Raw genomic sequence first — 22,634 nt, forward strand, 5'->3', positions numbered from 1 at the left:
ATTTGATGTGGCTGGAACCAGACGAAATTAATGTTTATGCGGCTTCGCTTTCTGCATATTCGAGACTCTGCAGAAACTGTAGCGCCACCGGGTCAGCAATATATTCGACCTGCCCGTGATGACGCTCCACCTCATCAATTATCCGACTGAGCTCGACCCGGAAAAACTCCTTACGCAGGTTGACTCGGTTAATCCGGTATCTTTCCAGATGGTCATGCAGTGTCTTTTCAAGCGCAGGGGCGTCATCGCAGGAAATCATGGCGTGGACGTCAAAATCAAACGGCACGGCTGCCCCGCTCAGTTCTTTCACGCGCTCCATAGGTTCCAGCCGTCGGGTCATGCCGATTTTAAAGACGTTGTCACCGAAGGAGCCGATATTCGAAATCACATACACATGTCCCTGCTTCGTGAGCTGGGCCATTGATTTGGCGCGTTCATACTGCTGATGCACGTCCCGGATTTTCTGCTCCAGCTCCAGACGCTGTCTTTCCAGCTCTTCCCTGTGAGCACCTTCAGCGGCGAGCAGAGCTTCTTCCAGTAAACGCTGCTGCTCTGCAAGGCGTTGCTCCTCCTCTTCCGCTTCGCGCTGCTGCTGTTCCAGCTCATCCTGTCGCTGTTTCTCTTCCCGGATCTGACGCTTGAGCTCTACCTGATATTCTTTTTCTTCCTGCGCTTTTTCCAGCAGGGCGACCTTATGCAGAAACTGCTGTTCTACGTCTTCCCAGTCGGCATTATCTTCAAGTTCCAGAAAAGTGATTTTCTCGCTGATATCAGCGTAAGCGCCCCTCTCCTTCCTGAGCTGGTCGTACTTGCTTTGCCAGTTATTTATCGTGGTGCCGGAAAGCAGTGTTTTGACTTTGAATTTATACGCGGAGTCCACAATACGCTGCAGTGCCCGGGAGGCTTTATTTCTGGCATTGTGAAAATCATCCCATTGGCCGGAAAGTTGTTTCTTTCCCTGATACAGACCGCGAGCCACTTCTGTACTGACGGTTTCGTCAAAGGCTTTCTCTTTCTGTGCCAGGTCCGACACAGCCTGCTCGAGCTCCGTTGTCTTCTTCCTGAACCCACGATAAATGAGAATCCGCGCTATGAGCGCAACGGCAATTAATAAACCAAAGAACAGAGCAATAATGCCTGCCGGATTCGATACAGACTCAATGAATCGCTCATTAAGATTAATTAATGCTCTTATCGCAACATAAACACCCCAAGCAATTACACCAAGAATAACCAGAATAATACTCGCAGCATTGTTATCTTTTTTTCTTCGTGCCATTTTTTAATTTATTCCCTTTTTTTCAATCCTGATTATTTAATCTGTACAACGGGAAAATATGCTTTACCATATCGTATTAATACTGATTTCCTGAACAAATCGGTAAATGGGTATAGCCGGGCTTATTAGCCATGTACAGGGGAGCGCATGTGGGCTGTCGGGGTTGTGCACTGACCGGTTCGTCGTTTTCTGCAACGGGTTGCAATTTCTGCTTTTTCACCGCTGTCATCTTTTTCGTCTGCGTTTTTGGAGTGTAAGTGGACGTTTTTACCCGATTGCCCACTTCTGAGGAACCATAACCGGAACAAAATCGCTTTGACTGACTCAGGCTCCCGTCATTACAGACAAAACTGCCATCTGATGTACAGTGCGATATCCCGCCTTTTGAGCCTGAGCAGGGCTGCCTTCCACGCGCAGCGTCGGCTTGTGCCGTAAACAGCATTCCTAATATCAGAAGGAGGATTAATTTTCTCATTTCCATATCCGTGATTTATTTCGCTACTTTGGGGGTAAACAATCTGAAAGCTATTAACTGTTTCGTCAGAAAAATATGCAATGACTCAACGTAAAGATAACAAGTCATCTTTCATTACCCGCTATGGCAGTAGTACTAAAGCCAGACCATAAAATGTACTTTCATCAAAACTTTGCCCAGGGCGGGATAGAGCCCCAGACGGAGCAAAGGTCCAGTCGTTCTCGATACCTGACCGCATGAATAAACGCCCCAGTGGAGTCATGCGTTCTCCATCATGAAAAGTCACCTCCACGCACCCGGTCACGCCCTGACCGTACAAAAATAGTGGCATAAACTTTATGGCCCGGTCCTCGACACGCAGGACGATACCGGCAATGTCAAAAGCCCCGCCTTCCACCAGCAGGTCAGTGACGGATGCCATGAACGCCTCTACAGTCAGTCCGGTATCCACCAGCCACGCGTCCATCAATTCCTGAAGTTGCGTTATACGCTGGCGAAATTCCGCAATATCCGCCTGAGTCTTGCTGGCAAATGAGACCGGGACTGGCTGTCTGGCCTGTAGTTTTTTGAGGAACTGTGATTTTACTGACATGGTATTCTCTGGCCTTATAAACGGGTCGTCGTGTCAAGATACTGCTGTTGCTTAAGATGTCGCAGGAGAACCCGTCCTTCCGGCATAAACTCGGTGCCGTAACGCACGAGGCCAATGTCCTTCAGCTCAGCATCAATGGCATAATGCAGTTCCCCGGGAATTTTCTGATCTAGCAACACCACGTTAATCGATTTCAGGCGTGGTTCGTATTTGAGCAGTACTTCTGAGAGTGTGGACATCAGCTTATGCGCGGTACCGGGCAACCCCTGAAGAATGGTGGTCATATCTGGCAAACCATAATCTGGAATGTGTGCCAGCGTTCCTGCTCTACAGTTAAGGATACGTTGCATATTATCCAGAACTGACAGAATGACCTGATTTTCTTCGCTGACCAGGTGAAGATCGAGATCACCGACAAAATTGCCGTAAAGCATTTCACATAGTGAGGGCGAAGTGTGCGTCATGAGCAACCTTCCTCCTCTGGAGACACAGTAAACATGCTGCCGCCATCATCCCTCTCAAGCAGCGACCAGCAGGCACGATGCATTTTGCCGCCTTTATCTTCAAACTCAGGCATGGCCTGTCCTGCGCGAGTCTGTGTGTATTGTGTCGTACCGTTAAGTGTAGTACCCCGACGAGCGTCGAATGGAGCAAGATCACCGCTCCAACGGGTGATACGCACTCTTTTTTCCTGCAGGAGTTCTATTTCCTGCAGTGGCCAATTGTATAATTCTTCAGGTTTTCCTTCGGGGAAGAAACCTTCAGGCGGAACATCGATAAATTCACCTTCGACGCGACGGATCAGCGTCCAGCCTGTTTTGGCCCATTCAGAGTCTTTCCAGCTATAGCTCCGTTTCCCATCACTAGAAACGTATTCACTTCGCTGAACACCTTGTAGTGCTGATGCCGGTTGCCCGTAATTTGCTGAAATAAATCGAGCTGGCGCATAATCGATATCAGGCAAATAAATTCCAGTCTCCTCGGGATTATCACCTAACTCTATGCGAATAGATGTATCAAGTTCATAACGAGGGATTTTGGCTGGAATATCATCGTAACTATAAATACCGTAACCTTCGTCACCGTAACCATCATATGTTAAATCCCCCTCATCCCAATTACCTCTAATTGTTACTGACAACCTTCGACCCAGCACTGACGCTATACGTCCTAGTTCAGATATCGTTTCGATTTCTTCTTTTGTCATCCAGCCACCCCAACATTCGGCAATGCCTTTGTTGATATTACTCATGGTATGACCGATGTTAAATGCCTTGACGTCATTATGGGTTCGCAGAATAAATACTTCTGTATAACGCTCTCTGGCAGAGCGAATATTGGGCAGAACACGATTCCCCCACACCATATCGGCCTGTTGCCACAAAGGAAGCTTACGGCTGTTTAACGGCATTTCTCGTAAATAGCGGGCAAAGGCTTCCTCATGAGCATCGATATAAGCAATAATTGCATCACGCGTGGCAGCGTAATGTTCAGGAGAAATGAATTTTTCAAGTAAATAACATTCCTGAGGATGTAAGATGGCCATTAGCTTTTGTCCTTTGGTTCATACCAGTTATGGGTATTTTCGAGTTTTGGTAATCCCTGATACGGATAAGCAGGATCGTTAGCCGCATCACCATATCCCCAGCCTGTTTTCTGCCTCGATCCGGTGTACTCTTTTTTCAGTTGTGACGGATCCAGTACAATCTGCACAGCACCTCCTTCCAGTGAGTATTCGGGGGCTTCATGATTAATCTGCGTGCCCGCACGTCCCTCCCAGACCTTCAGGGGCTGCCCAGGTGGAATGGTATAGGTGACAAACTCACCATTCTCATTCCAACTCTTCCACACAGCAAAACGCCGCCGCCAGTCACTCTTACTGGTCAGCTTGTCAAATTCAGCCTTACGCATCCAGCAGATATTGTTATCACTCGACGATGGATCAACCACACGATAGATAACCGTGCCAGGTGGAATTTCAACAGCCTGCATGGATTTGTCAAAAGTATCAAATTTGCCTTTTAGTGCAGGATTTTTACTGGTACTACTTATGTCAGGCCAACCATCTATTATAGATTTTTTTTCCTTAAAATTTTCCAGCGCTCTAAATTTGCTCTCACTGACGCCCACATCTACCCAGTCAGGCTTATCACGCTTGAAATACTCCACTTCTTCACTGGCTCGCTTCGCGCCATAATGGTGCGCGTTATCACCAACATGAGAACGAAACGCATTACCCGACTATTTGTTTTGGCTCGTTCGAAAAAACGCTCAAAACGTAATTTTGCCGAATTTAATCGTGTATCGACACCGGTACGGGTCATTCTTCTTTTCACTCTCCACGCGGGCCATTAGCGTCCCGGCAATCGCCGGGCGCGGCGCCGTTTTCGGGCGGAAGCAGTACTGCTCGCTGTAAGGCATCCCCACACCGAGACATGAAGACGAGTGTCACGGGCGGCACGGAAGGTGGTGAGCGTAATCACCATCCCCTCTTTCAGCTCCGGCACGTCGCTGTCACCGGTCTCCAGCACCATGCCCGGCGTCAGGTGGCTGGTGTTGCTAAACGAGGCTATGCTTCAGGATTTTCCAGTGAACGAATGACCAAAAAGTCCTGTGAAACCGCTGCCCCTCTTTCCACTCTTTGAATATCGTGTACAAACCAGGCATACATTTCAGAAGGGGCATTATCTTCGGGAAAAGGTTGAGGCTGACCGAGGTAAGCTGCATTGGCATAATCGAGAAAACGTTTCGCTCGCCTCAATGCTGGCCCATAGATATCAGGCACAATCTCGAGACGCATATCATCAGGATTGAGCTCCATGCTGTTTTTCATTTTGATTGCTACATCATGGACATCTTCCAGCCATCCCCAGTTTTTTTTCAGAATATCCAGTTCGTTCTGATAGTTGCCCGCAGATTCTTTAGCTTGTGTCGATATGCCCAGCAACCCGGCGGATGCTTCGGCTGAAGCCAAAACATTCCCACGCAGTTTTTCATATCGAATGCATTCACAACGATACTGATAATATTGTTTTCCCAGCCATTCTATATAACTGTCCAGGTGACGATTTTGTGCACCGATATTGACTGTTTTAAAAGGAACCGCTTGCTGGTAACGTTTCGTCCATTGTGCGACTGACTTATTCTCAACCTTATCCTGCATAACGAAATAGGCAGCTACGTCGGTATCAATTTGGTCGAGCGTTTGTAGGTCTGGAAAAGGAACTCCTGCCATGGTCGCCGCCCGGTACATCCGGTGTAATGCTACCCGACAGAGTTCCGCACTTGGTTTTTGCTCATTCGGTTTAAGACCGCCGCCTATGTCTTCCGCACAGCCAGGCAACAGTTCTTCCTTATGCTTGTTATTACTCCCACCCAGGCAATAGAGGCTACGCCAGGGGCGATTTTCATGAGTAGCGACAAGATGAAGCGCATTTTTAACGGTTTCAGGTAATGCCGACTCCTGGTCAATTGATTTATCACCCAGTAAAACACTGATGCCTCTTATCGGTCCACCAAAGGCGGAAACAAACCAGTCCACACCATTATTGCTACTGGCAGGAGTATGACGTGCGCAATCAAATAATCCGGTAAAGATAATATCTACAGGTATCTTCTGATAGTAGTATTTATCCCCTTGTTTCTCAAAAACATCACTAAGCAAGGTATCGATAAATTTACGCGCAAGTGTTGCACCAAGATCGTAGCCAAAAAAAGAAAGGGAGATTAGTTTAATGGTTACCGGGCCTTTATTTTTTGCCTCTTTGAATGCCTCTTCAAACGTCACTTTTGTGGAAATAATTCTTGTATCAACCCCAGTAACCAGCATATCGGCAATTGTGGGATTATCGCGTAACCAAGGGGTCGCTTCTATAAACGTCCTTTTGGCTGCGCTTTTAGCAGTATCAGTCGTCAGTTTCTTCCACTCAGTGGGGTTAATCAATTTTTTTCCTGAATATTTTAGAATCTCCCACCACCCCCCTCCCTTAATTAACTCCATGCCGGCATCTTTCATCATCTCTTTGGGTTGATCTTTGAGATCATCCAACGCAGAACTTTTTGCACCATCCATAATAGTATGAAGTTTCGACGTGAGATTCTCCTGAAATGGAGTTCCAAGGCCAGAAATATAAAATGCATCGTATGTTTCATGAGATGTATTTCGTTTGAGGTCTGGATGCGCTCTAAACAATCGAGCTACGTTACTAACACGTTGTTCTGGAGCATCCTGCTCGATATTGCGATGAATGCCATCAAAAAAGAAACCAACATGCCAGGTACGTGAACAATTTCCCAGCACGGCATCCTCTGCCTGCTGAGCACGATTTGCAGCTGCAATAATACTTTCGATAGCCATTATTATTCCCGTGCGTTGGGGTTGATTAAAATAGCGTCAGCTTTAGGGCTTATAAACCCGGTTCCCCACCATAAACGAATTTTATCATCCGGAAAAAAGTAAACATGAAGATAATTTTCTTCCCATTTTCTCTCTGGCAATGGCATCACAACACGTCTGGTTTCTTTGCGCAGCCCTGCATCGTATTGGGCTCGGGTAGTACTTAGCGTCCAGATAACCTCAGCTGTTTTCCCACTGATACTGCCGCAGCAGGTTGATTTACCAGGCCCCGAAGCATATGGATTATTTTTGTTATGTGCAGCCGAATTAGCGCCCGCTACACCATTCACGCTAAAACCCAGAATTGGCCTGTCGATTTCACTGTGAATAATTAATGTGACCGGGCCGGTTGGCGGTCCCCATATTGATGCCCAGATTAACCAGCCGCCGTATGCCAGGATTATCGCCAGCAGACTTCCCCAAATCCATTTACCCCAGCGCGCGTAGCCGCGATTCACTGCGTTATCAACATTACCAAAGGTTTTAAAAAGCCCCATCAGTTATGCTCCTGCTTTACAAACGGTACTTGAACAATTTCCCAGTCCGGCATCCTCTGCCTGCTGAGCACGATTTGCAGCTGCAATAATACTTTCGATATCCATCAATTTTGCTCCTCCTTTGCAGCCTTATCAGAAGTACCTGGACGTTTTTCATAAGGCGACCAGGCATTATCGCTCCAGCCCAGTAGCACTTTATCTCCAGGCAAAAAGTGTACATGCAGATCATTCTCTCCCCACTTTCTTTCTGGCAAAGGCATTATCACACGACGAGTTTCTTTGCGAAGTCCTGCATCATACTGAGCACGTGTAGTGCTTAATGTCCAGATGACTTCTGCTGTTTTCCCACTGATGCTACCGCAACAAGTAGCTGCTCCTCCGCCACCTGAATAAGGATTTTTTTTATATGCAGACGCATTTGGGCCAGCAACGCCATTCACACTGAATCCCATAATTGGCCTGTCAATTTCACTGTGAATAATTAGCGTTACCCCTCCAGTCGGTGGTCCCCAGATGGATGCCCAGATTAACCACCCACCGTATGCCAGAATCATCGCCAGCAAGCTTCCCCAAATCCATTTTCCCCAGAGGGCGTAGCCGTGATTTACAGCATTATCAAGTTTGCTAAAGGTTTTAAAAAATCCCATCATCTTTATTCCGTTTTAGCCGAACGCTTGTACTTTCCTGGTTTAAAATCTTTACTGCCTTTCGGTATTATCCATTCTCAAAGTGAGCCAGCACATCAGCCAGTGAGTGCGTCCCCCTTATCACTTCAGGTAAAACTGCCTTTAGACGGGCTGATTCAAGCATAACCTTCCCACCATTCAGGTAATAAAGCGCAAAAATCTACTTATCTATTAGCGATAATAAACCTGCCTTTTCGCTCTTTTTTAATGCTTTTATCACCATTGCATACTGCGCGCAGGGTGGAAATGATTTGCTGGTCGGCATCTTCTGCCACTCATTGAGCACGCTACTGACTTCCGGCTTAACGGCCCTCGCTGTCCAGGTGCGCATACCGTCTTCAGCCAGGGTGCGCTGGATAAACTGCAGGTCGGATTCCCGCCACTGGGTGATGAGTTCCAGGGACAGGTATAATTACAGCTCAGTCATTAGAGGTAACAAACCGAGATCCAAAAGTTTTATTTCCATATCATTAGCTTTACTAATATGCTCTTTATTTCGTCCATCAAAGATATCTGTAGTTGAGACAACAATAGTTCCTTTTTGCTTTCCAGCAGCTACTACAGGTACTACTCTACCTGCCTCAGGTATTAGCTCTGGCAGCAATACAACAGGAATATAAATCATCCATCCGACAGGAATTCGGTCGGGAAATACATTCTCATCATTATTCCAATATCCATTTGTATTTATGGATGCATACATATGTTCTTTATTATTCACCAATGAAGTTAAAAAACCAACAACCTTATTTGTACTCACTTCCGTTTCACCACAAGTAATACTAATATCTAAGTTGGTCTTTTTTATATTATCAACATGCTTTTTTATATAGTTTATAGAACATATCTTACTATCAACCTCACCATCCCATACGCCATCGATTATTAATGGATATTCTTTATTTATTCGACTACTCCATCTTTCAACGACCTTCGGTTCAGCCTTGTCATGATTGAACACCACATGCTCTAACGCCTGCTTTCTTGAGTATCCCTTTTCATACCATCTTTTTTTTGTTCCTAATAACACATCTAACAATTCAGAAACAAAGAATAATTCATCCAGACATAATTCAACACTAGGAAGGCGATCATCTTCATAGTATGCATTCGCTGATAATCTCATCATGGCACCCATCTTGTAATTATATCTTTAAAGTCTTTAAACATTTTAGAAAAATAACGATAGCTAACTGGTTGCATAAAAACCCAGACGACTTTTAATGGTTGATTCACTGTCGCAACAGCCTGGTGGCGTGCAGCCTGACTTAATCCACTTTTAAACCCTTTCCACCATCCTTTAGGATCGCCAAACACGTCAAAAAACTGATCATACCGTGCCTTGGCTTCCCAAAATTGACACAACGCTTCCTTCCAGCCGTCAAACGACACCCCACAATATTTGAACTCCTGAATCTGTTTCGTTTCAGGGTTGTAGTACGTGCCACAAATACGGGTTTGATAACTGATGGTGACTTCACTCCAGCGAGAACAACGTCGCACCATCGGCGCCACCTTCCCATCCGGCGGGCAGGCCAGACAGCTTTTACTTTTTGCCGTTATGGTCGTCTTACAACCAACATCTTCGTACGTCACGGATTCGCTGTAATCCATATCATCTTCCCAATAATTACCATGCATTTCTGCACTGACTTCCATGGGCTGATTCAAAATGGGATCATAACGTTTTCCCTGCCAGGTGAATCCACTATAAGGGGATTGGGAACGGCTTGCTCCCCAGCTTCCGTCATCTGAATCCCAGGGAGCCGGAGCACGCTGTGCTCCGGGATACGATGACGCACCAATCGCGCCGCCAGCAGCGCCAGCCATCCCTGCCATCCCGGTAGGATTTATAGGGAACATTACCATGATTTTCTCTTCTCCCTGTTTATCAGAATATGTTTCAGATCTTCCAGACGCTGGTCTGCCGAATAGCCATTAGAGGTTCTCAACCAATTATCCGCTTCAGGAACACAATAAAAACTGACAAAAAAAGCTTCCAGAAATAAAAAATCCCGCCGGGCTTTCATCTCTTTTATGGGGATCGTATTGGCGAATGCCAGTGCAGCTTTCAGCCGGGGGTAAAAAACATCGTCTGATTCAACAATCACCGGATACTGGGATTTAAGTTTTCTGGCGGTATCTCTGACAAACGCGTCATCCTCCATCTGGCTGGTCGTTGCACATTGTTCCTCTGAGAATGTCAGCATATGAAATCCTTTTTCTTCAGTGAATAGATCCTGCCGTCGCTCAGCGACAGCCACTCATCAATGAGTCGGGTTAATTTGTGATGTTGTTCGTCATCCAGTAATTCGCCCATACGAATCTGAACCCGTGGATCCTGCAACCGCATCAGTGCAACCTTCCCGTCAGGCATCATGACGTTCATTACGTTCTGAAAATGAGTAACCAACTCCTGTAAAGTTGCCCTGGAAAGCAGCCAGGAAACAGCTGGATACTGTGCTTCGAGTTCATTTAAACGTTCCCATTCAGCCATACAGTGGTTCATTTGCATAATCCATGGCCCCGCAAAAGCAATTCGTGAATCCGGATATTTATCAAATAAAGGCAGAATTTTGTGTTGCTGCACTTCCAATTCGTTCCCGAAATAACGTTCAAATTGCAGACCATCCACTAGGGCAAACAGCGAATGCTCCGGAGAGTTCATAAGAAGCAAAGCAGACAGTGTAAAACTCATATTCATGACTCCCCCCGAATAACAAAAGTGTCGCCATTTATCGCTGCTTTCATCAGGCAACTGAGGCAAATGCCACTTCCTGCGATAGCCTGGAAAGGGAGGCTCGCTGGCCGCAGCTTCTGCGTGCGCTTGATATTACGTGTGTATGTATGTGCCGTTCCGTACTCAATACCCCCCGCTTCTATCTTCACGTAACTGCCACCGCCAATCAGCGTCACCTTCTTTTTGCCGGCAAACAGGATGTCGCTCATGCTGCTGATGCTGAGCTTTTGCGCCGCACTCATATGCAGGGCACCGTTCTGTGCCTGCACCCGTACCGGGCCCTGGTCAGAAATAAGACTCAGCTTACCGCTCTGTGCAAACAACCCGAGGGTCTGTCCTGCCAGCAGCGCGGTATTGCCCAGTGAACCGGTGCTGATGTCCCCACCGGCATTGACGCCGATATTGTCGGTTGCGGTCAGCTGCAGGTGTTCATCACTGGTAAACGCCATGCCTTCCGGTGCCGTGAAGTGGATCACCTCGTTCAGCGGTTTCAGTCGTTCACTGAACATCGCTATCTGGCTGGCCACATCCGCTTCAAGCGCCAGCGCCTGTCGTTCTGCATCCGCCAGTTGGGCCAGACGCTGACGGCCCATATCGATTTCTCTCAGGGCTTCATCCATGCTCAGCACATCGCCTTCGGCTTTGGTCTGACCCGTCGCCGTCACCAGCAGCCCTTTCGCCACACGGATAACCCCGAATTCATCGGTACGCAGCTCAAACCCGGTACCGCGGGGTTCATTCCGGGCATCCACGACGTGACCCAGGTTCAGCGCTGTGGCCCCAAACGGCGTAATGAGCGCGATATGCTCTGCCTGACGCTGGTCTTCCATCCGCAGTTCATTACGACCTGCTGTCCGCAGAATGTTCTGGCTGCGGTTATCCCGGGTGACCACGTCCGCATGCTCTGAATCATGAAAAGCGTGGGCAATGTACGGCCTGTCCGGGTCGCCGCCGTCAAAGGCAATCCCCACTTCCGTACCGTCAATCAGCGGCGTGTGCCAGCCATAGGTTTCCCCGGCATACGGCTTCGCCTGTCGTATCCACAGATAGTTGTTGCCGGGCTCTGCGTCCTCACGGCTGAAGTCCAGCTTCACCCGGTAACGGCCCTCGCTGTCCAGGTGCGCATACGGGTCATTCTTCTCTTCACTCTCCACGCGGGCCATCAGCGTCCCGGCAATCGCCGGGCGCGGCGCCGTTTTCGGGCGGAAGCAGTACTGCTCGCTGTAAGGCATCCCCCACACTGAGACATGAAGACGAGTGTCACGGGCGGCACGGAAGGTGGTGAGCGTAATCACCATCCCCTCTTTCAGCTCCGGCACGTCGCTGTCACCGGTCTCCAGCACCATGCCCGGCGTCAGGTGGCTGGCGTTGCTGAACAGATGCAGGCGGATGGCTTTATTCAGTTCCCGCTCATGATGAATGCGGGCATAAAACGCCCCGCTTTCGGTCTCCGGTTCAGCGCTGGTGTCATCACCGGCCTCGCGGTAAGGAGCGGCATAACGGTAGTGTTCGCCAGTGGTCGCCATTTCGTTGCGCACTTCGGCACGAGCATCCATCGGTGTGGTGGCGGTGCGGTAGTTGTAGTCTCGGGTAACCACGCTGCCGGTGACGGTGTTGTGCCATACCCGCGCATCCCACACGGCCTCGACCGCACCGTCATGCAGCGCCGACGGCTCCCGGTAGGGAAGCTGAACATGAAACTGGTACTGCAGCTGGCTATCAGCAAAGGTCACCGTATCGAGCCCGGTGGTGGTGTTCACCCCGGTGCGGAACCAGATACCGTCCTCAGCCAGGATGCGCTGGATAAACTGCAGGTCGGATTCCCTCCACTGGGTAATAAGTTCCCTCGGTGGGTAGATGCGTTCCAGCCTGAACTCAAAGTCTGAGCCCTCCAGACCGTGGGCGCGCAGTATCTGCTCCACCAGTTCCGGTACGGAGACATTCTGATACACAGCACAGCGGCGGGTGTGGGTGAGCAACGCCAGGCGCGGAGAGAGCGTCAGCGCAAAATGCGTCTGGTCAGCGGTTTCTTTCAGGTGCTTAAAGCCGGTAATGACGCCCTGAACCACTCGCCCGGAGCGCATCGACAGAGTGGCGTATTTCAGCATCACATCCTGACGGGTGATGCCCTGCTGCGCGGTGGTGAACTCAATGGTCCATTTGAACGGTTCGTTCAGCGCCTCACGACCGTGGAAGTTCAGCACGTCGGGCTTAAGCGGACTGTCATTTATCTCAAGCGTATAGCGAGTCTGCCCGTCAAACAGGGCCAGCCAGTTATCCTGCAGCGTGTCCATGTACTTACTCCTTCACCGGCACCAGGGTCAGCCCGGTGCTGTTCAGCTGGATGGTGCGCGGCCTATCCGGATCAAGATCATCCCGGGTCAGTACCAGGCGCCAGCTGTTGTTGCGCATATCCGGGCGATTGAACAGCCCCACCACTGCGACATATTTCGCGTCTTCGTCCATCGGCATACTGAGGATAACGCTGCCTTCGGGCATCACCAGCAAAGACTTACTGGCAATGATGTCTTCTTTCAGGGTGGTGTCCGCATCGCGCAGCAGTTTCTGGTAATCGGCGGCATCCACCTTCTGGCGGTCTTTAAGCTGATACACCTGCAGCATTGTGGCCAGCGGCGTCTGGCTTTCATCTGCATTGGCGGCGGCACGCGGCTCGAAATCCAGGTGTAGCACCTTGATTTTTTTGTAGAAAATGGCTTTCGTGGCGCTGACGGTGCCGTCAGAGACCGCCTGAGTCAGGCCGCAGCCGGTAAGCAGAACACTAAGCAGCATCAGGAACGCGCAGCGTTGCAGGGAAGCGAATGTCATTCGGAGATCCTTTTCAGACTTCACAACAGAATTAATTGGGGTCAGGACGTGGAACATTAGTCAAACCGGTAATCACCGGACTGTGCCGGAGGAAGCGCAAGGCAAGTCAGTCCTTTATAAGTGCCAAGACTGACCGTCAGGTGCGTGCGTTTCGCGGGCCTATCGCGTTTGAGCCCAAGCACGCCGGTGCGCCCAAGCTGAACGCGCCGGGTCTTACCCAGCCGCGGCTCTGGCAGACTGGTCACGGGTACGGTGAGACGCACCCTGACATCGGAGCGGTAACCCATATACACCCGCAGCAGGACCATCAGGTCGGTATGTATCTGGCCGCCCGGCAGCCAGCCTTCTGCTTCATCGGGGTTATCTGTGGCGAGCATCAGCAGAATGCGGCTGCAGGCCTCTTTCCCGTTTTTTCCAAGGGTGGCTCGCTGCGACAGGGATACGCGGTTTCCCTTGCCAAGTCCGCTGCGATGAGTCACAGGCACGATGGCCGGGTCCGGGCTGATAATGAAGGCCTTCGTCTCCGGGGCAAGCAGGCTAATTAACTGGCGAATGCCTTCGGCATTGCGGGTCGGCATCCGCATCGTGCCGAGCAGCGCCAGAAAGCGGGATGACGGCGTCGCCACCTGCTCTGCCGTGCCTGGAATACCAAGCCCTACCAGGCCGAGCAGGCACTGGGAGATATCATCTGCACCACCCGCCTCAAACGTCACCGGATAAGCGTACTTGCGCCAGATACGGTAATACTGCGTCAGGATACGGTGGCTGAAGATATCAAGAAACGCGGAGGTAGCTTCATACCCCTCCCGCCGCTGGGCAATATCATCCAGCAGTGCCGTCGGCAGCGGTGAATCCACGCCGTACATCCCGAGGAAAGTGGTGCGTACCGTCGGTGCCAGGTCCGGATAATCTTCATCGGTTTCGACAACCTTTAGTTCACTGGCCGGAAATCCCATCCCCGGCCAGGGACGAAAGCGCACCGGATCATTGCTGAGTTTATCGGTACTGCCGAGCGGGGGCGCCAGTGGGTTTTCCTGTTCAAGCAGTTGGCAGAAACGGTAAAAATTGACCCGCCAGATATGGTCGCGAAGCTGTTCTGTCAGCCCGGAATGTGCTGGCTGTGATTCTCTTTCCATCGCAGTCGTTTCCCTGTCGGTTGCAGTACCAGCGTGAGCTGATTGAAGAGGTGCACATCGGCGTAAATTGCAAAGAAGCGGTGCAGCATCTCACCAAACAGCGTGACATCTCCTTCCCCGGCAAAATTATCGGCGTTCAGGGTGATTTCGATATCAACCCCGCGCAGCATAAAGCCGCGTTCGAAGCGGCGGATAAGGGTGTGCTTCACCGCCACAATCGCCTCCAGCCGACGACGGTTCATCTCGTCGTCGGTCCAGTCATACAGCGCCAGCGTTCCGCGCAGTACCTCCGGGTTATCCATCATGCTTAAGAAACTGGAGCCCAGATGGCTCATGACCCGCCAGTGGAAGCGGTCATTGGCCGGTGGATAAAGCGGGAGCGTCGGGACCTTCAGGTTCATCACCTTCACCGGCACCTTGCCGGCTTTCACCACCCGGTCAAGCAGGGTACTTTCGAGTGACCGGCGCGGCAGCTGACCGTTGGTACCGGTGATACGGATGGACAGTGATTCCGGGCTTTGTGACAACTGCTCGAGCTCGAAGGACTTCCCGCCGAGAATAAGCCAGGTGTCATACAGCCCCGAAGGACCGCGCTTCACACGGGTATGGAAGTAACGCTCCGGCGCATCAAAGCGCATCATGCCGCCACGGTGTCGAAAACTGGTGAACGGCACATACGGATGTTTGCCGTTTTTCACCGCCCCGTGAATGTCGTCCACGCTGTAAATTTCAGTATGGCCATCCTGAACGCGCATCGGTCGTAACAGATACTCGTTCTGCAGCGGGTCCGGCGTCAGGGGATCGGCTTCCAGCGGGAACAGGTTAATCACCGGCGCACAGTGCAGGCGAAAGTTTTCCGTCTCAAACGGCAGGTCTGACGGCCAGCCATCATTCAGCACGATATCGATTTCAAACCAGGTGTTTTTGGCGCTGAGGCCGGTCATTTCGAGCCCGCGCAGTTCCACAAACATGAATTTCTGGCGGAAGCTGAAATACTCCAGCAGCAGCTGGTAACCGCTGAATGCTGAATCCCCTTTTGGCCACAGGCGGTCGGTATCATCAAAACCCATGGGTTTACACCAGCCGTCGAAGCGTACCCGCTCGGTGCGGGTTTCACTGTGGCGGGCATACATGGCGTGAACCCGTCGGGTCATCGCCAGATGCAGCGCCGAAGCCACCGGGCTCTCGGCATCGAGGTAAATGGCGACCTTATCGATGCCGGCTTTTGACCAGTCCACTTTGTCCGGACAGTCAAAACGAAGGCGAATGGCGGCACGGCCATCCGGTTCGGTCTGCAGACGGGCGTCTGCCAGGTGCAGGGGCTGCAGCGGCACCTCGCGGGTGGTGCGGTACTGACAGACCGTCTTCTGCGGCCCGACAGGGCGTGACAGCACGGAAAAGCCTTCTTCCAGCATTTCCATTTTGCGAAGCTGCTGCCACTCCGGGCTAAAGGCCACCACGGAGAGCGAAGGGATGGTGCGCATGTAATGCGGCCACAGCAGGCTGACCAGCCCTTCTGTCAGCTCCGGCAGGTCATCATCAAGCTTTTCGCGCAGGCGCCCCATCAGGAAGGCAAAGCCTTCAAACAGCCGTTCCACATAAGGGTCACGTGCCCCGGTTTTATCCAGATTGAGCATGGCTGCCCTGTCGGGGTGGGCGCGGGCAAATTCTTTACCGGCTTCACGCAGGTGGCGCATCTCGGCTTCGTAATATCGCAGGGTTAAATCATCCATGTATGGACATCCTGAGTGGAAAAATCATCAAAAGAAAGACGTCATCAAGAGGACGATCGTTAACTGAAGCGCAATGGCGACCGGGAATTTACCCGCACAGCACCATTGCACGGGCCGGGTCGAGGGCAATCAGCCCCGCCAGCAGGGTATCCATTTCGGGAGCGAGGCGAACTTTGTCACTTTCGCTGCGCCCGGCTTTCAGGCGCAACAACCGTAGCCGGCGGGCCTGCACGTCAAACAACAGACCTGGCTCCCAGTCACTGAGGGTCAGCTGCGGCGCACTGCCAGTGAGTTCACCGAGCAGGTGCAATGCCAATTCGTTGCGCCCGTACTGCTCGGCCACTCGTGCCATGAGTAAACGGAGTAACCAGCGGCTACGGGGGGAGTCCATGCCCGGACGGCTCTGAAGCCAGCTCAACGCAGCTTCCGGGCCTTCACTGTCGCCCTTTTCCATCGCCTCGGTTTCCAGTGACAGAATGTCACCAGCGTGACCATCAATGGTCATAGCCGGTTCGTCGGCGAACCCGGGCATGTCGTTGTTAACCTTTTCCGCTATCCAGCCCAGCGTCACCTCATCAGCCAACGGCGTACCGTCATTCCAGACGAGGGTGTCTAGTCCTGGCAGGCGTTTCAGCATTAACTTTAGGTCGCTGATCACATAATCGGCCCAGTGCTCCCAAGGGGCTCCCGCGCGGCTCAGCCCCTGCCACAGGTACCACTGCAAATCGAGCCAGAAGCGGTTGCCGCCTTCGGTGAACATTACATCCACCTGTTCAATCAATTCGGTCCAGCTCTGCTGGAGATACAGACGTTTAAGCTGCGCACGATAGTCCGGTTTCGGGGGCAGCAGACGGGTCCGGCCGCTGGCATCGAGTGCAGGTAACTGTGTAACCAGGTCCCAGCGGGCCGCTTTCATCATCCGGTGAGCCGCAAGCCAGCCCTGCGGCTGCTCCACCACCCAGCCGGACAACACGCGCAGCTGACGGACCAGCTCCACTTCCGATTTAACAGCTATTGCCGCCGGTACGGCACTGCCTGAAAAGGTAGAGGTTCCGACACCGGTGGTTTCCTCCTGATGTGAGGAGGCCACTGGCGTGTCGAGTCCTCCGGCACCGGCCAGACGGGTTTCAAGGGCGCGCAACAGGCCAGCAAATGAGGGTCGCTCGCTGTCTGACAGATTCGCCAGAGCTTCTTCCAGCAGACAGAGTGCTGCGGCCGTTCTGGCAGTGTCTTCCCGCGTCACATCTGGCCAGCGCGAGAACGCATCCAGCACTTTATCACTGTTCAGCCATTCCAGTGCCGTCAGCCGGGCATTGCTGCGCAACGGGTGGCAGTGCTGCCTTGCCTGTTTCAGCATGGCGACAAGCAGCGTCAGACCATCGGCCAGCCCGCAGTCACCCTCGCGCTGCAGACGGGCAAAGATATACCAGGTCACCACACGGATATCACGCGCCTGGTGGGTTACAACCAGCTCGGCCAGACGACACAGCAAGCCGGTATCGGTACCGGAGAGTTTGTTGATTTCCTCATGCATCAGCTGGAAATCATCCTCATAGGTCGGGTCATCCCCCGCCCCGTTGCCGGCGGCAAGCGGAGCAAGCCAGGCATCCCACCGGGACAGGTTGTCCCGGGCATGTACAATTAGCGCGGCGCGCTGAGCTTCATCCGGAAGACACAGCGTCAGTAACGTCTCTGCAGTGGTCATTTAGTACACATCTCCTGGTGCTGATGCGCCGGTGGTGTCGAAGATATTCTGCGGAAGAGTGAATCCCTGCAGTTTGAGCAATGCCAGTGGCCCGTCTCCGAGCTCACTGCGCATAATGAATTTCAGCGGATTACCGTCCGGGGTGATCCACACCAGCTGTGTCCGGCTGCTGTCGAGCGGCGTAATCAGCGCCTTATCCAGCAGACGGATAAAGCCCCAGTTCCCCTGGTTGTTGGCGTAGAGCCGCATTTCGGTGCTGGTTGAACGCCAGCTCAGATCCATACCCGGGTAATAAGTATTGCCCGGCCAGGTGAAGCTCTGCCAGCTTTCCATCTGGTTGAAGTAATCCAGTTTCTGACCATCCAGCGTCAGCTGCATCCGCGCCACATCGCGAGACGGTCGCGCCATCAGTTCAAAGTGAACCCCGGCATCCCCTTGGGCAAAGACGATATCGGCGATGTCTGCCAGTTGGTTGATGGCTGAAAGGAATGCTGGGTTAACGGTCATTCCCTGGCTCGCCGCAGGATCGACCACCCAGTGGCTGCCTTCCTGATGCAGGATGCCGCCAAGGTTGGTTTTGATGAACGCCGCAATTCGCCCGGAATCCCCACGCAGGAACTGAGCCAGCAGCGGAAGTGACGCATCGCTGCCGGTGGCCTTAAACGGATAGCGTCCGGCAAAGGCGGTGTTCCACTGCGAAACAATGGTGCTCTGCCAGCGGGCATTGAGGCTGCCTGCCGCCGGAGCCAGCACCTGACGCCAGGCCAGGTCGAGCGGCTGCACAAACAGCGCCTGCCCGAAGCCGTTCCACTCCTGGCCCAGGCTTGCCGCCGCCAGGCTGCCGTAATCCCGGGTGTCGGTCAGATCGATGGCTTTCCCCTGGAAGACAGTCTGGGCCAGCATCTGGGACATCGCCTGCGGATCGGGTGCGCTGGTCACCTGCTGCAGCTTGAGGCGCACCTGGGTCACACGGGCCAGCCACGACTGGAAGCTGAGGTTACCGTTACTGCCGGTGCCATCTTTACCAGCCATCAGACTGGTCAGGGGGCCAAACACACCGTCCAGCGGACCTTTAGGCCCCTGAGCCTGCTCAATAAACTGTTTTGCACTCTTCTGACGACCGACCAGTTTTTTCGCTGAATCCACTAGTGAATCGGCCAGCGCCTCGCCTTTGGCCCCGGTCTGGCCCTGCCAGGCCAGGGTGTTCATCAGCGCCACCAGAGGCGATTGGCGCACATCCGCCAGCAGGTTCAGTTGGGCGATAGCTTCAGAGAGCGAGGTTGCTTCCTGCCACTGAATGCTGTTGGCCATGTTCAGCCAGGCATTACCAAAATCAGTGAAGTAACGCTCAGTGAGTCGCTGCTTCAGGGCTTCAGGTGAGATGTCGCTGCCAGCCTGCTGCTTTTTGTCCGTCAGCACCCAGTCAATTTCATCACGGCGGGTTTTCACCACCTCATCAATGGCCTCCTGCACCTGCTCTTCCCATGCCTGACGGGTGAACATGCCCGGCACCACTTCCTCAGAGGAAAACAGCGTCGACGAATCCGTATCACCGGTCATGTCGGCCAGCGTTAAATCCGGCCAGTTGCGGGCGATGCGCCCCAGCATTTCCTGATACAGGCCTGACTCGGCATTACGCTGACCAATCTGCTTGAGCAAAATCTGGCGTACGGTGCCTACCAGTTCGCGGTCTGGCGTAATTTTCCACTCCGGGTGCGCCGGTAAGTTCTGGGCATAAAACCCGAGCAGCTTCGGTGCCTGGGTCTGCCATACGGTGTCAGATACGCCTGAGCGTGACGGCCAGGCTTTGATCATATTACCGGCCAGCCAGTTCGCATCCGCTTTGTCCGGACGCGCCAGCATCAGATATCCTTTCAGCAGGTTATAGGTCTTCTGGGTTGCGGAGGTACGCGCATCACTTGCCGGCGGCAGCTGCACAAAGGCATTCAGCTGGCGGTGAAGCTCACTGGCCAGGGCATCGCGCATCAGCGTCTGGTTGTTTCGTGCGTAAAGTGGCCACAGCATGTTCAGCGTATCGCTGTCCTGATTCAGACCGAACCGGGTGTACCAGGGCGCACCATGAACTTCGCGGTTCTGCAGACGGGCAATGGTCTGCTGCAGGAGAAGCTGATTACGCAAACGTTCGGGCAGCGGCTGTCGGGTATCGGCGGCGGTGCGCGCCGTATCCTGCGCCAGCCAGATTTGTGTGCGGTTGACTGAAAGTGACAGCAACGTACCCGCACCCCACAAAAGAATCAGCCCCAGTAGTACCAGGCGCAGGGCTTTCTGCCAGTGGACGCCGATTTTACGGGCATGCGCCTGCAGGCTGTCTTCTTCCAGCGCCTGCCAGACCGGCGGCGACAGACGCGCATGGGGAACCGTAGTGGCCCCCGGCAAGGCCGGGCTGAACATCACCCCGCGCAGGCGGTACGGCGCCGGGCCGGACATCAGCACGTTGAGTAATGACAACAGAGACCGACGAAGACGGCCCTGCAGTGCGTCAGAAAGGTTTAACAGCCAGTGGTGCTGCGAATCGTCAAGCAGGGCAGCCACGCCAGCCGCCTGCAACTCTGACGACAGGGCCGCAAGCGTTGTACGGGTCTCATCTGCGGTGACACCCGGGCCAAACAGGGCTCCCGTTGGTGGAACGCCTTCACCATCATGTGCCCATGCCCCTTCACGGACAAGCCACAGCCACACCGGCAGCTGCCAGCCCATCAGGGCATCGGTTTTCTGGCGCACACGAATCAGGGTGTCCTGTCTGGCCGTGTCCGGGAGCGCACCGGCATTCATCACCTGCACTACCCCGTCCAGTGGACGCTGCGGGCGAACAGCTTTCAGCACCGACAGAAATTCGTCATCTGGCACGCTGTCAGACAGACCACCGTGGATCAGCACAATCCCGTCACTTTCCTGCCAGTGGTCACGTTTCAGCCCTGGCACCACCTTCTCAATATCGTTATCGCTGCCCTGTACCATAAGCAGGCGCACTTTTGCTTTCCAGCGGCGACGGTAGCGCAGGTGGAGGTGATCGATAAGATCAACACTGGAAAAGACATCACCCGCCACATGTTCCTTCAGAATTAAAGGCTCTAATTTTGCAGCCGACTGTTTCTTGTTTTCTTCAAACGCCGTCTTTACTCCCGTTTTGCCAGCGCGATCGAATAATTTTTCAACTATCCAACCGATGATGATAACAATGAGAATAAACACCAGGCACCCTATCAGCAACCGGGTATTATCAAGTGGGCCAATGCCAGTCCAGCTCACCATCTTTTCTGGCAATGCTAAAAATAAATAAGCAAATATTGCCGTCAAAAAGAACAGAGTGAGAACGATACTCCCTATTAGCGTTTTTATTTTCACAATGCGTCCTGTGGTTTCCCTGTGTAATCTCCGGAAGTCACCCCGGCAATCCAGAGTTCATTCTCACTTGTCTCAACAGCTATAATTTGTGGCATTCCGGAGCGAGCCGACGGTGCAGCAAGAGCAACGGCCAGCCATGGAGAAGAAATGCCAACCTGACCAATGTAATCGTCAATGTTTTTATGATCTTCTGTCATTTCAACACTCAACTTATGTTCTTCACATGCGGTATTCCACTCTCCTCCCTGCGAAATTTTCCGCCCTGCCACCCAACTCCCTTGAACCTTTTCAGGTGAGAGTTTGCTCCACAAGAGAGCCCGGGAGAGTGTTTTCGCCAATGAGCCATTGTGATGTTTTTCAGGGCGGTGAAGTTGAATTGCGTCAGGAAATCCAGGATGCTTTCTGTTCAGCATGAGTGTTAGTGAAATAGCCTCCCCGTCGCCTTCCTGAGGGGTATCCCGGATGACTGCGCTTAAGCACAATAGCAACGAAGGTTTGAGCCAAGCGTTATCCAGCCAGTAATCAAACGCTGTAAATCCTTTAGCGGTGAATAACGAGAATGAACGGCCCGTTTCTGACGAGATTATGTCCAGCGCGCTCTGTTCTGCATCCAGGGTAAGTGGAATATCAAAATCAGCGATCAGCCAGCAAGGAATATTCCCAGGTATTTTTTCTAGCGCGGGCATCACTTGCATGATGAGTGTTTTTATGGATGCGTTGAACTCCCCCACTTTTGATTCGGCTTCGAAACCTTTTAGCTTTGAATGACGAACAGGCCCTGCACCACTACGCGTTTTTTGTACTTGTAAAACAGGTAATGATGTCCTTACTGCTGTTAATAATTTATCCGTACTGCTTCCGACCTGAGTGATCACCCCGGAGGTAATTACCCAGGCAGCACGTTGTCCGCGAACAATTTCGTCGTTCCAGAGAATACTTCTGTCGGCGTTCCAGGATTCTGCCCAGACCTGATCGGCTTTATAAGCAGTACGACGGATCCCAAGCAATGTTCCCCAGACGCAAAACGGCACGCCAAGCGCCGTAAACCAGAATATTGCACCTTCCCTTTCCGTACTCCAGAAAGAAAAAGCCAATACGGTTCCCGTTGCAAGGAGTATTACCAACAGGCCTAGCCATCTTCGCGTATCAGGACGTTTTATTTTCGGAGCAAGCTCAGGAATCTCATCCAGAAATACCGGCATG

At 52.3% G+C, this 22,634-nt stretch carries 19 protein-coding genes and 2 pseudogenes; all 21 read right to left on the reverse strand.

The features are described from left to right. Positions 1–34: 34 nt before the first annotated feature. Positions 35–1,279 carry a GIY-YIG nuclease family protein gene (locus FY206_RS17455; RefSeq protein WP_077064474.1) on the reverse strand — a complete coding sequence of 415 codons (1,245 nt, stop codon included), beginning with the start codon at positions 1,277–1,279 and terminating at the stop codon, positions 35–37. 301 nt (positions 1,280–1,580) lie between these two features. Then, positions 1,581–1,754, reverse strand: a pseudogene (locus FY206_RS25910) (YdcA family protein); the annotation flags it as partial. 121 nt (positions 1,755–1,875) lie between these two features. Then, positions 1,876–2,346 carry a hypothetical protein gene (locus FY206_RS17465; protein ID WP_077064472.1) on the reverse strand — a complete coding sequence of 157 codons (471 nt, stop codon included), beginning with the start codon at positions 2,344–2,346 and terminating at the stop codon, positions 1,876–1,878. A gap of 14 nt (positions 2,347–2,360) precedes the next feature. Continuing rightward, entirely contained in the window at positions 2,361–2,810 is a 450-nt protein-coding gene (tssE, locus tag FY206_RS17470) for a type VI secretion system baseplate subunit TssE (protein ID WP_077064471.1), read from the reverse strand. Continuing rightward, complete coding sequence (locus FY206_RS17475) at positions 2,807–3,892, reverse strand: type VI secretion protein ImpA (RefSeq protein ID WP_077064470.1); 1,086 nt, start codon at positions 3,890–3,892, stop codon at positions 2,807–2,809. Before FY206_RS17475 ends, tssE begins: the two co-directional genes overlap by 4 nt. After that, positions 3,892–4,515: a hypothetical protein gene (locus FY206_RS17480; RefSeq protein WP_077064469.1), complete on the reverse strand. Its 624-nt coding sequence runs from the start codon at positions 4,513–4,515 to the stop codon at positions 3,892–3,894. Before FY206_RS17480 ends, FY206_RS17475 begins: the two co-directional genes overlap by 1 nt. A gap of 144 nt (positions 4,516–4,659) precedes the next feature. Further along, a pseudogene (locus tag FY206_RS25620) lies at positions 4,660–4,910 on the reverse strand (type VI secretion system Vgr family protein); the annotation flags it as partial. Between the two features lie 5 nt (positions 4,911–4,915). Then, entirely contained in the window at positions 4,916–6,703 is a 1,788-nt protein-coding gene (locus FY206_RS17490) for a DUF2235 domain-containing protein (protein ID WP_077064468.1), read from the reverse strand. Between the two features lie 2 nt (positions 6,704–6,705). Next, on the reverse strand, positions 6,706–7,239 hold the full coding sequence (locus tag FY206_RS17495) for a DUF3304 domain-containing protein (protein ID WP_077064467.1): 534 nt from the start codon (positions 7,237–7,239) through the stop codon (positions 6,706–6,708). Positions 7,240–7,343: 104 nt separating this feature from the next. Then, positions 7,344–7,886 (reverse strand): DUF3304 domain-containing protein, encoded by a 543-nt coding sequence (locus tag FY206_RS17500; RefSeq protein ID WP_077064478.1) that lies wholly within the window; start codon positions 7,884–7,886, stop codon positions 7,344–7,346. 451 nt (positions 7,887–8,337) lie between these two features. After that, positions 8,338–9,054: an Imm52 family immunity protein gene (locus tag FY206_RS17510; RefSeq protein WP_077064466.1), complete on the reverse strand. Its 717-nt coding sequence runs from the start codon at positions 9,052–9,054 to the stop codon at positions 8,338–8,340. Next, entirely contained in the window at positions 9,051–9,794 is a 744-nt protein-coding gene (locus tag FY206_RS17515; RefSeq protein WP_077064465.1) for a Tox-REase-5 domain-containing protein, read from the reverse strand. Before FY206_RS17515 ends, FY206_RS17510 begins: the two co-directional genes overlap by 4 nt. Next, positions 9,788–10,135: a hypothetical protein gene (locus FY206_RS17520; protein WP_077064464.1), complete on the reverse strand. Its 348-nt coding sequence runs from the start codon at positions 10,133–10,135 to the stop codon at positions 9,788–9,790. The genes FY206_RS17515 and FY206_RS17520 overlap by 7 nt, the downstream gene beginning before the upstream one ends. Next, entirely contained in the window at positions 10,129–10,623 is a 495-nt protein-coding gene (locus tag FY206_RS17525; RefSeq protein ID WP_077064477.1) for a DUF4123 domain-containing protein, read from the reverse strand. Before FY206_RS17525 ends, FY206_RS17520 begins: the two co-directional genes overlap by 7 nt. Before the next feature lie 2 nt (positions 10,624–10,625). Beyond that, the gene (locus tag FY206_RS17530) at positions 10,626–12,959 is read right to left on the reverse strand and encodes a type VI secretion system Vgr family protein (protein ID WP_100249872.1); all 2,334 of its coding nucleotides are present in this window, start codon (positions 12,957–12,959) and stop codon (positions 10,626–10,628) included. A gap of 4 nt (positions 12,960–12,963) precedes the next feature. Continuing rightward, entirely contained in the window at positions 12,964–13,491 is a 528-nt protein-coding gene (tssJ, locus tag FY206_RS17535; RefSeq protein WP_077064463.1) for a type VI secretion system lipoprotein TssJ, read from the reverse strand. A gap of 56 nt (positions 13,492–13,547) precedes the next feature. Continuing rightward, positions 13,548–14,627 carry a type VI secretion system baseplate subunit TssG gene (gene tssG / locus FY206_RS17540; protein ID WP_077064462.1) on the reverse strand — a complete coding sequence of 360 codons (1,080 nt, stop codon included), beginning with the start codon at positions 14,625–14,627 and terminating at the stop codon, positions 13,548–13,550. Beyond that, entirely contained in the window at positions 14,591–16,360 is a 1,770-nt protein-coding gene (tssF, locus tag FY206_RS17545) for a type VI secretion system baseplate subunit TssF (protein ID WP_077064461.1), read from the reverse strand. The genes tssG and tssF overlap by 37 nt, the downstream gene beginning before the upstream one ends. A gap of 88 nt (positions 16,361–16,448) precedes the next feature. Further along, positions 16,449–18,065, reverse strand: a complete 1,617-nt coding sequence (tssA, locus tag FY206_RS17550) for a type VI secretion system protein TssA (RefSeq protein ID WP_077064460.1) — start codon at positions 18,063–18,065, stop codon at positions 16,449–16,451. Next, positions 18,066–21,134, reverse strand: a complete 3,069-nt coding sequence (locus FY206_RS17555) for an ImcF-related family protein (RefSeq protein WP_374206935.1) — start codon at positions 21,132–21,134, stop codon at positions 18,066–18,068. It lies immediately after the preceding gene. 293 nt (positions 21,135–21,427) lie between these two features. After that, positions 21,428–22,633, reverse strand: a complete 1,206-nt coding sequence (locus FY206_RS17560; RefSeq protein ID WP_077064458.1) for a hypothetical protein — start codon at positions 22,631–22,633, stop codon at positions 21,428–21,430. Position 22,634 lies beyond the last annotated feature (1 nt).

The organism is Enterobacter chengduensis, assembly GCF_001984825.2.
In the GTDB taxonomy this organism is placed as follows: Bacteria; Pseudomonadota; Gammaproteobacteria; order Enterobacterales; family Enterobacteriaceae; genus Enterobacter; species Enterobacter chengduensis.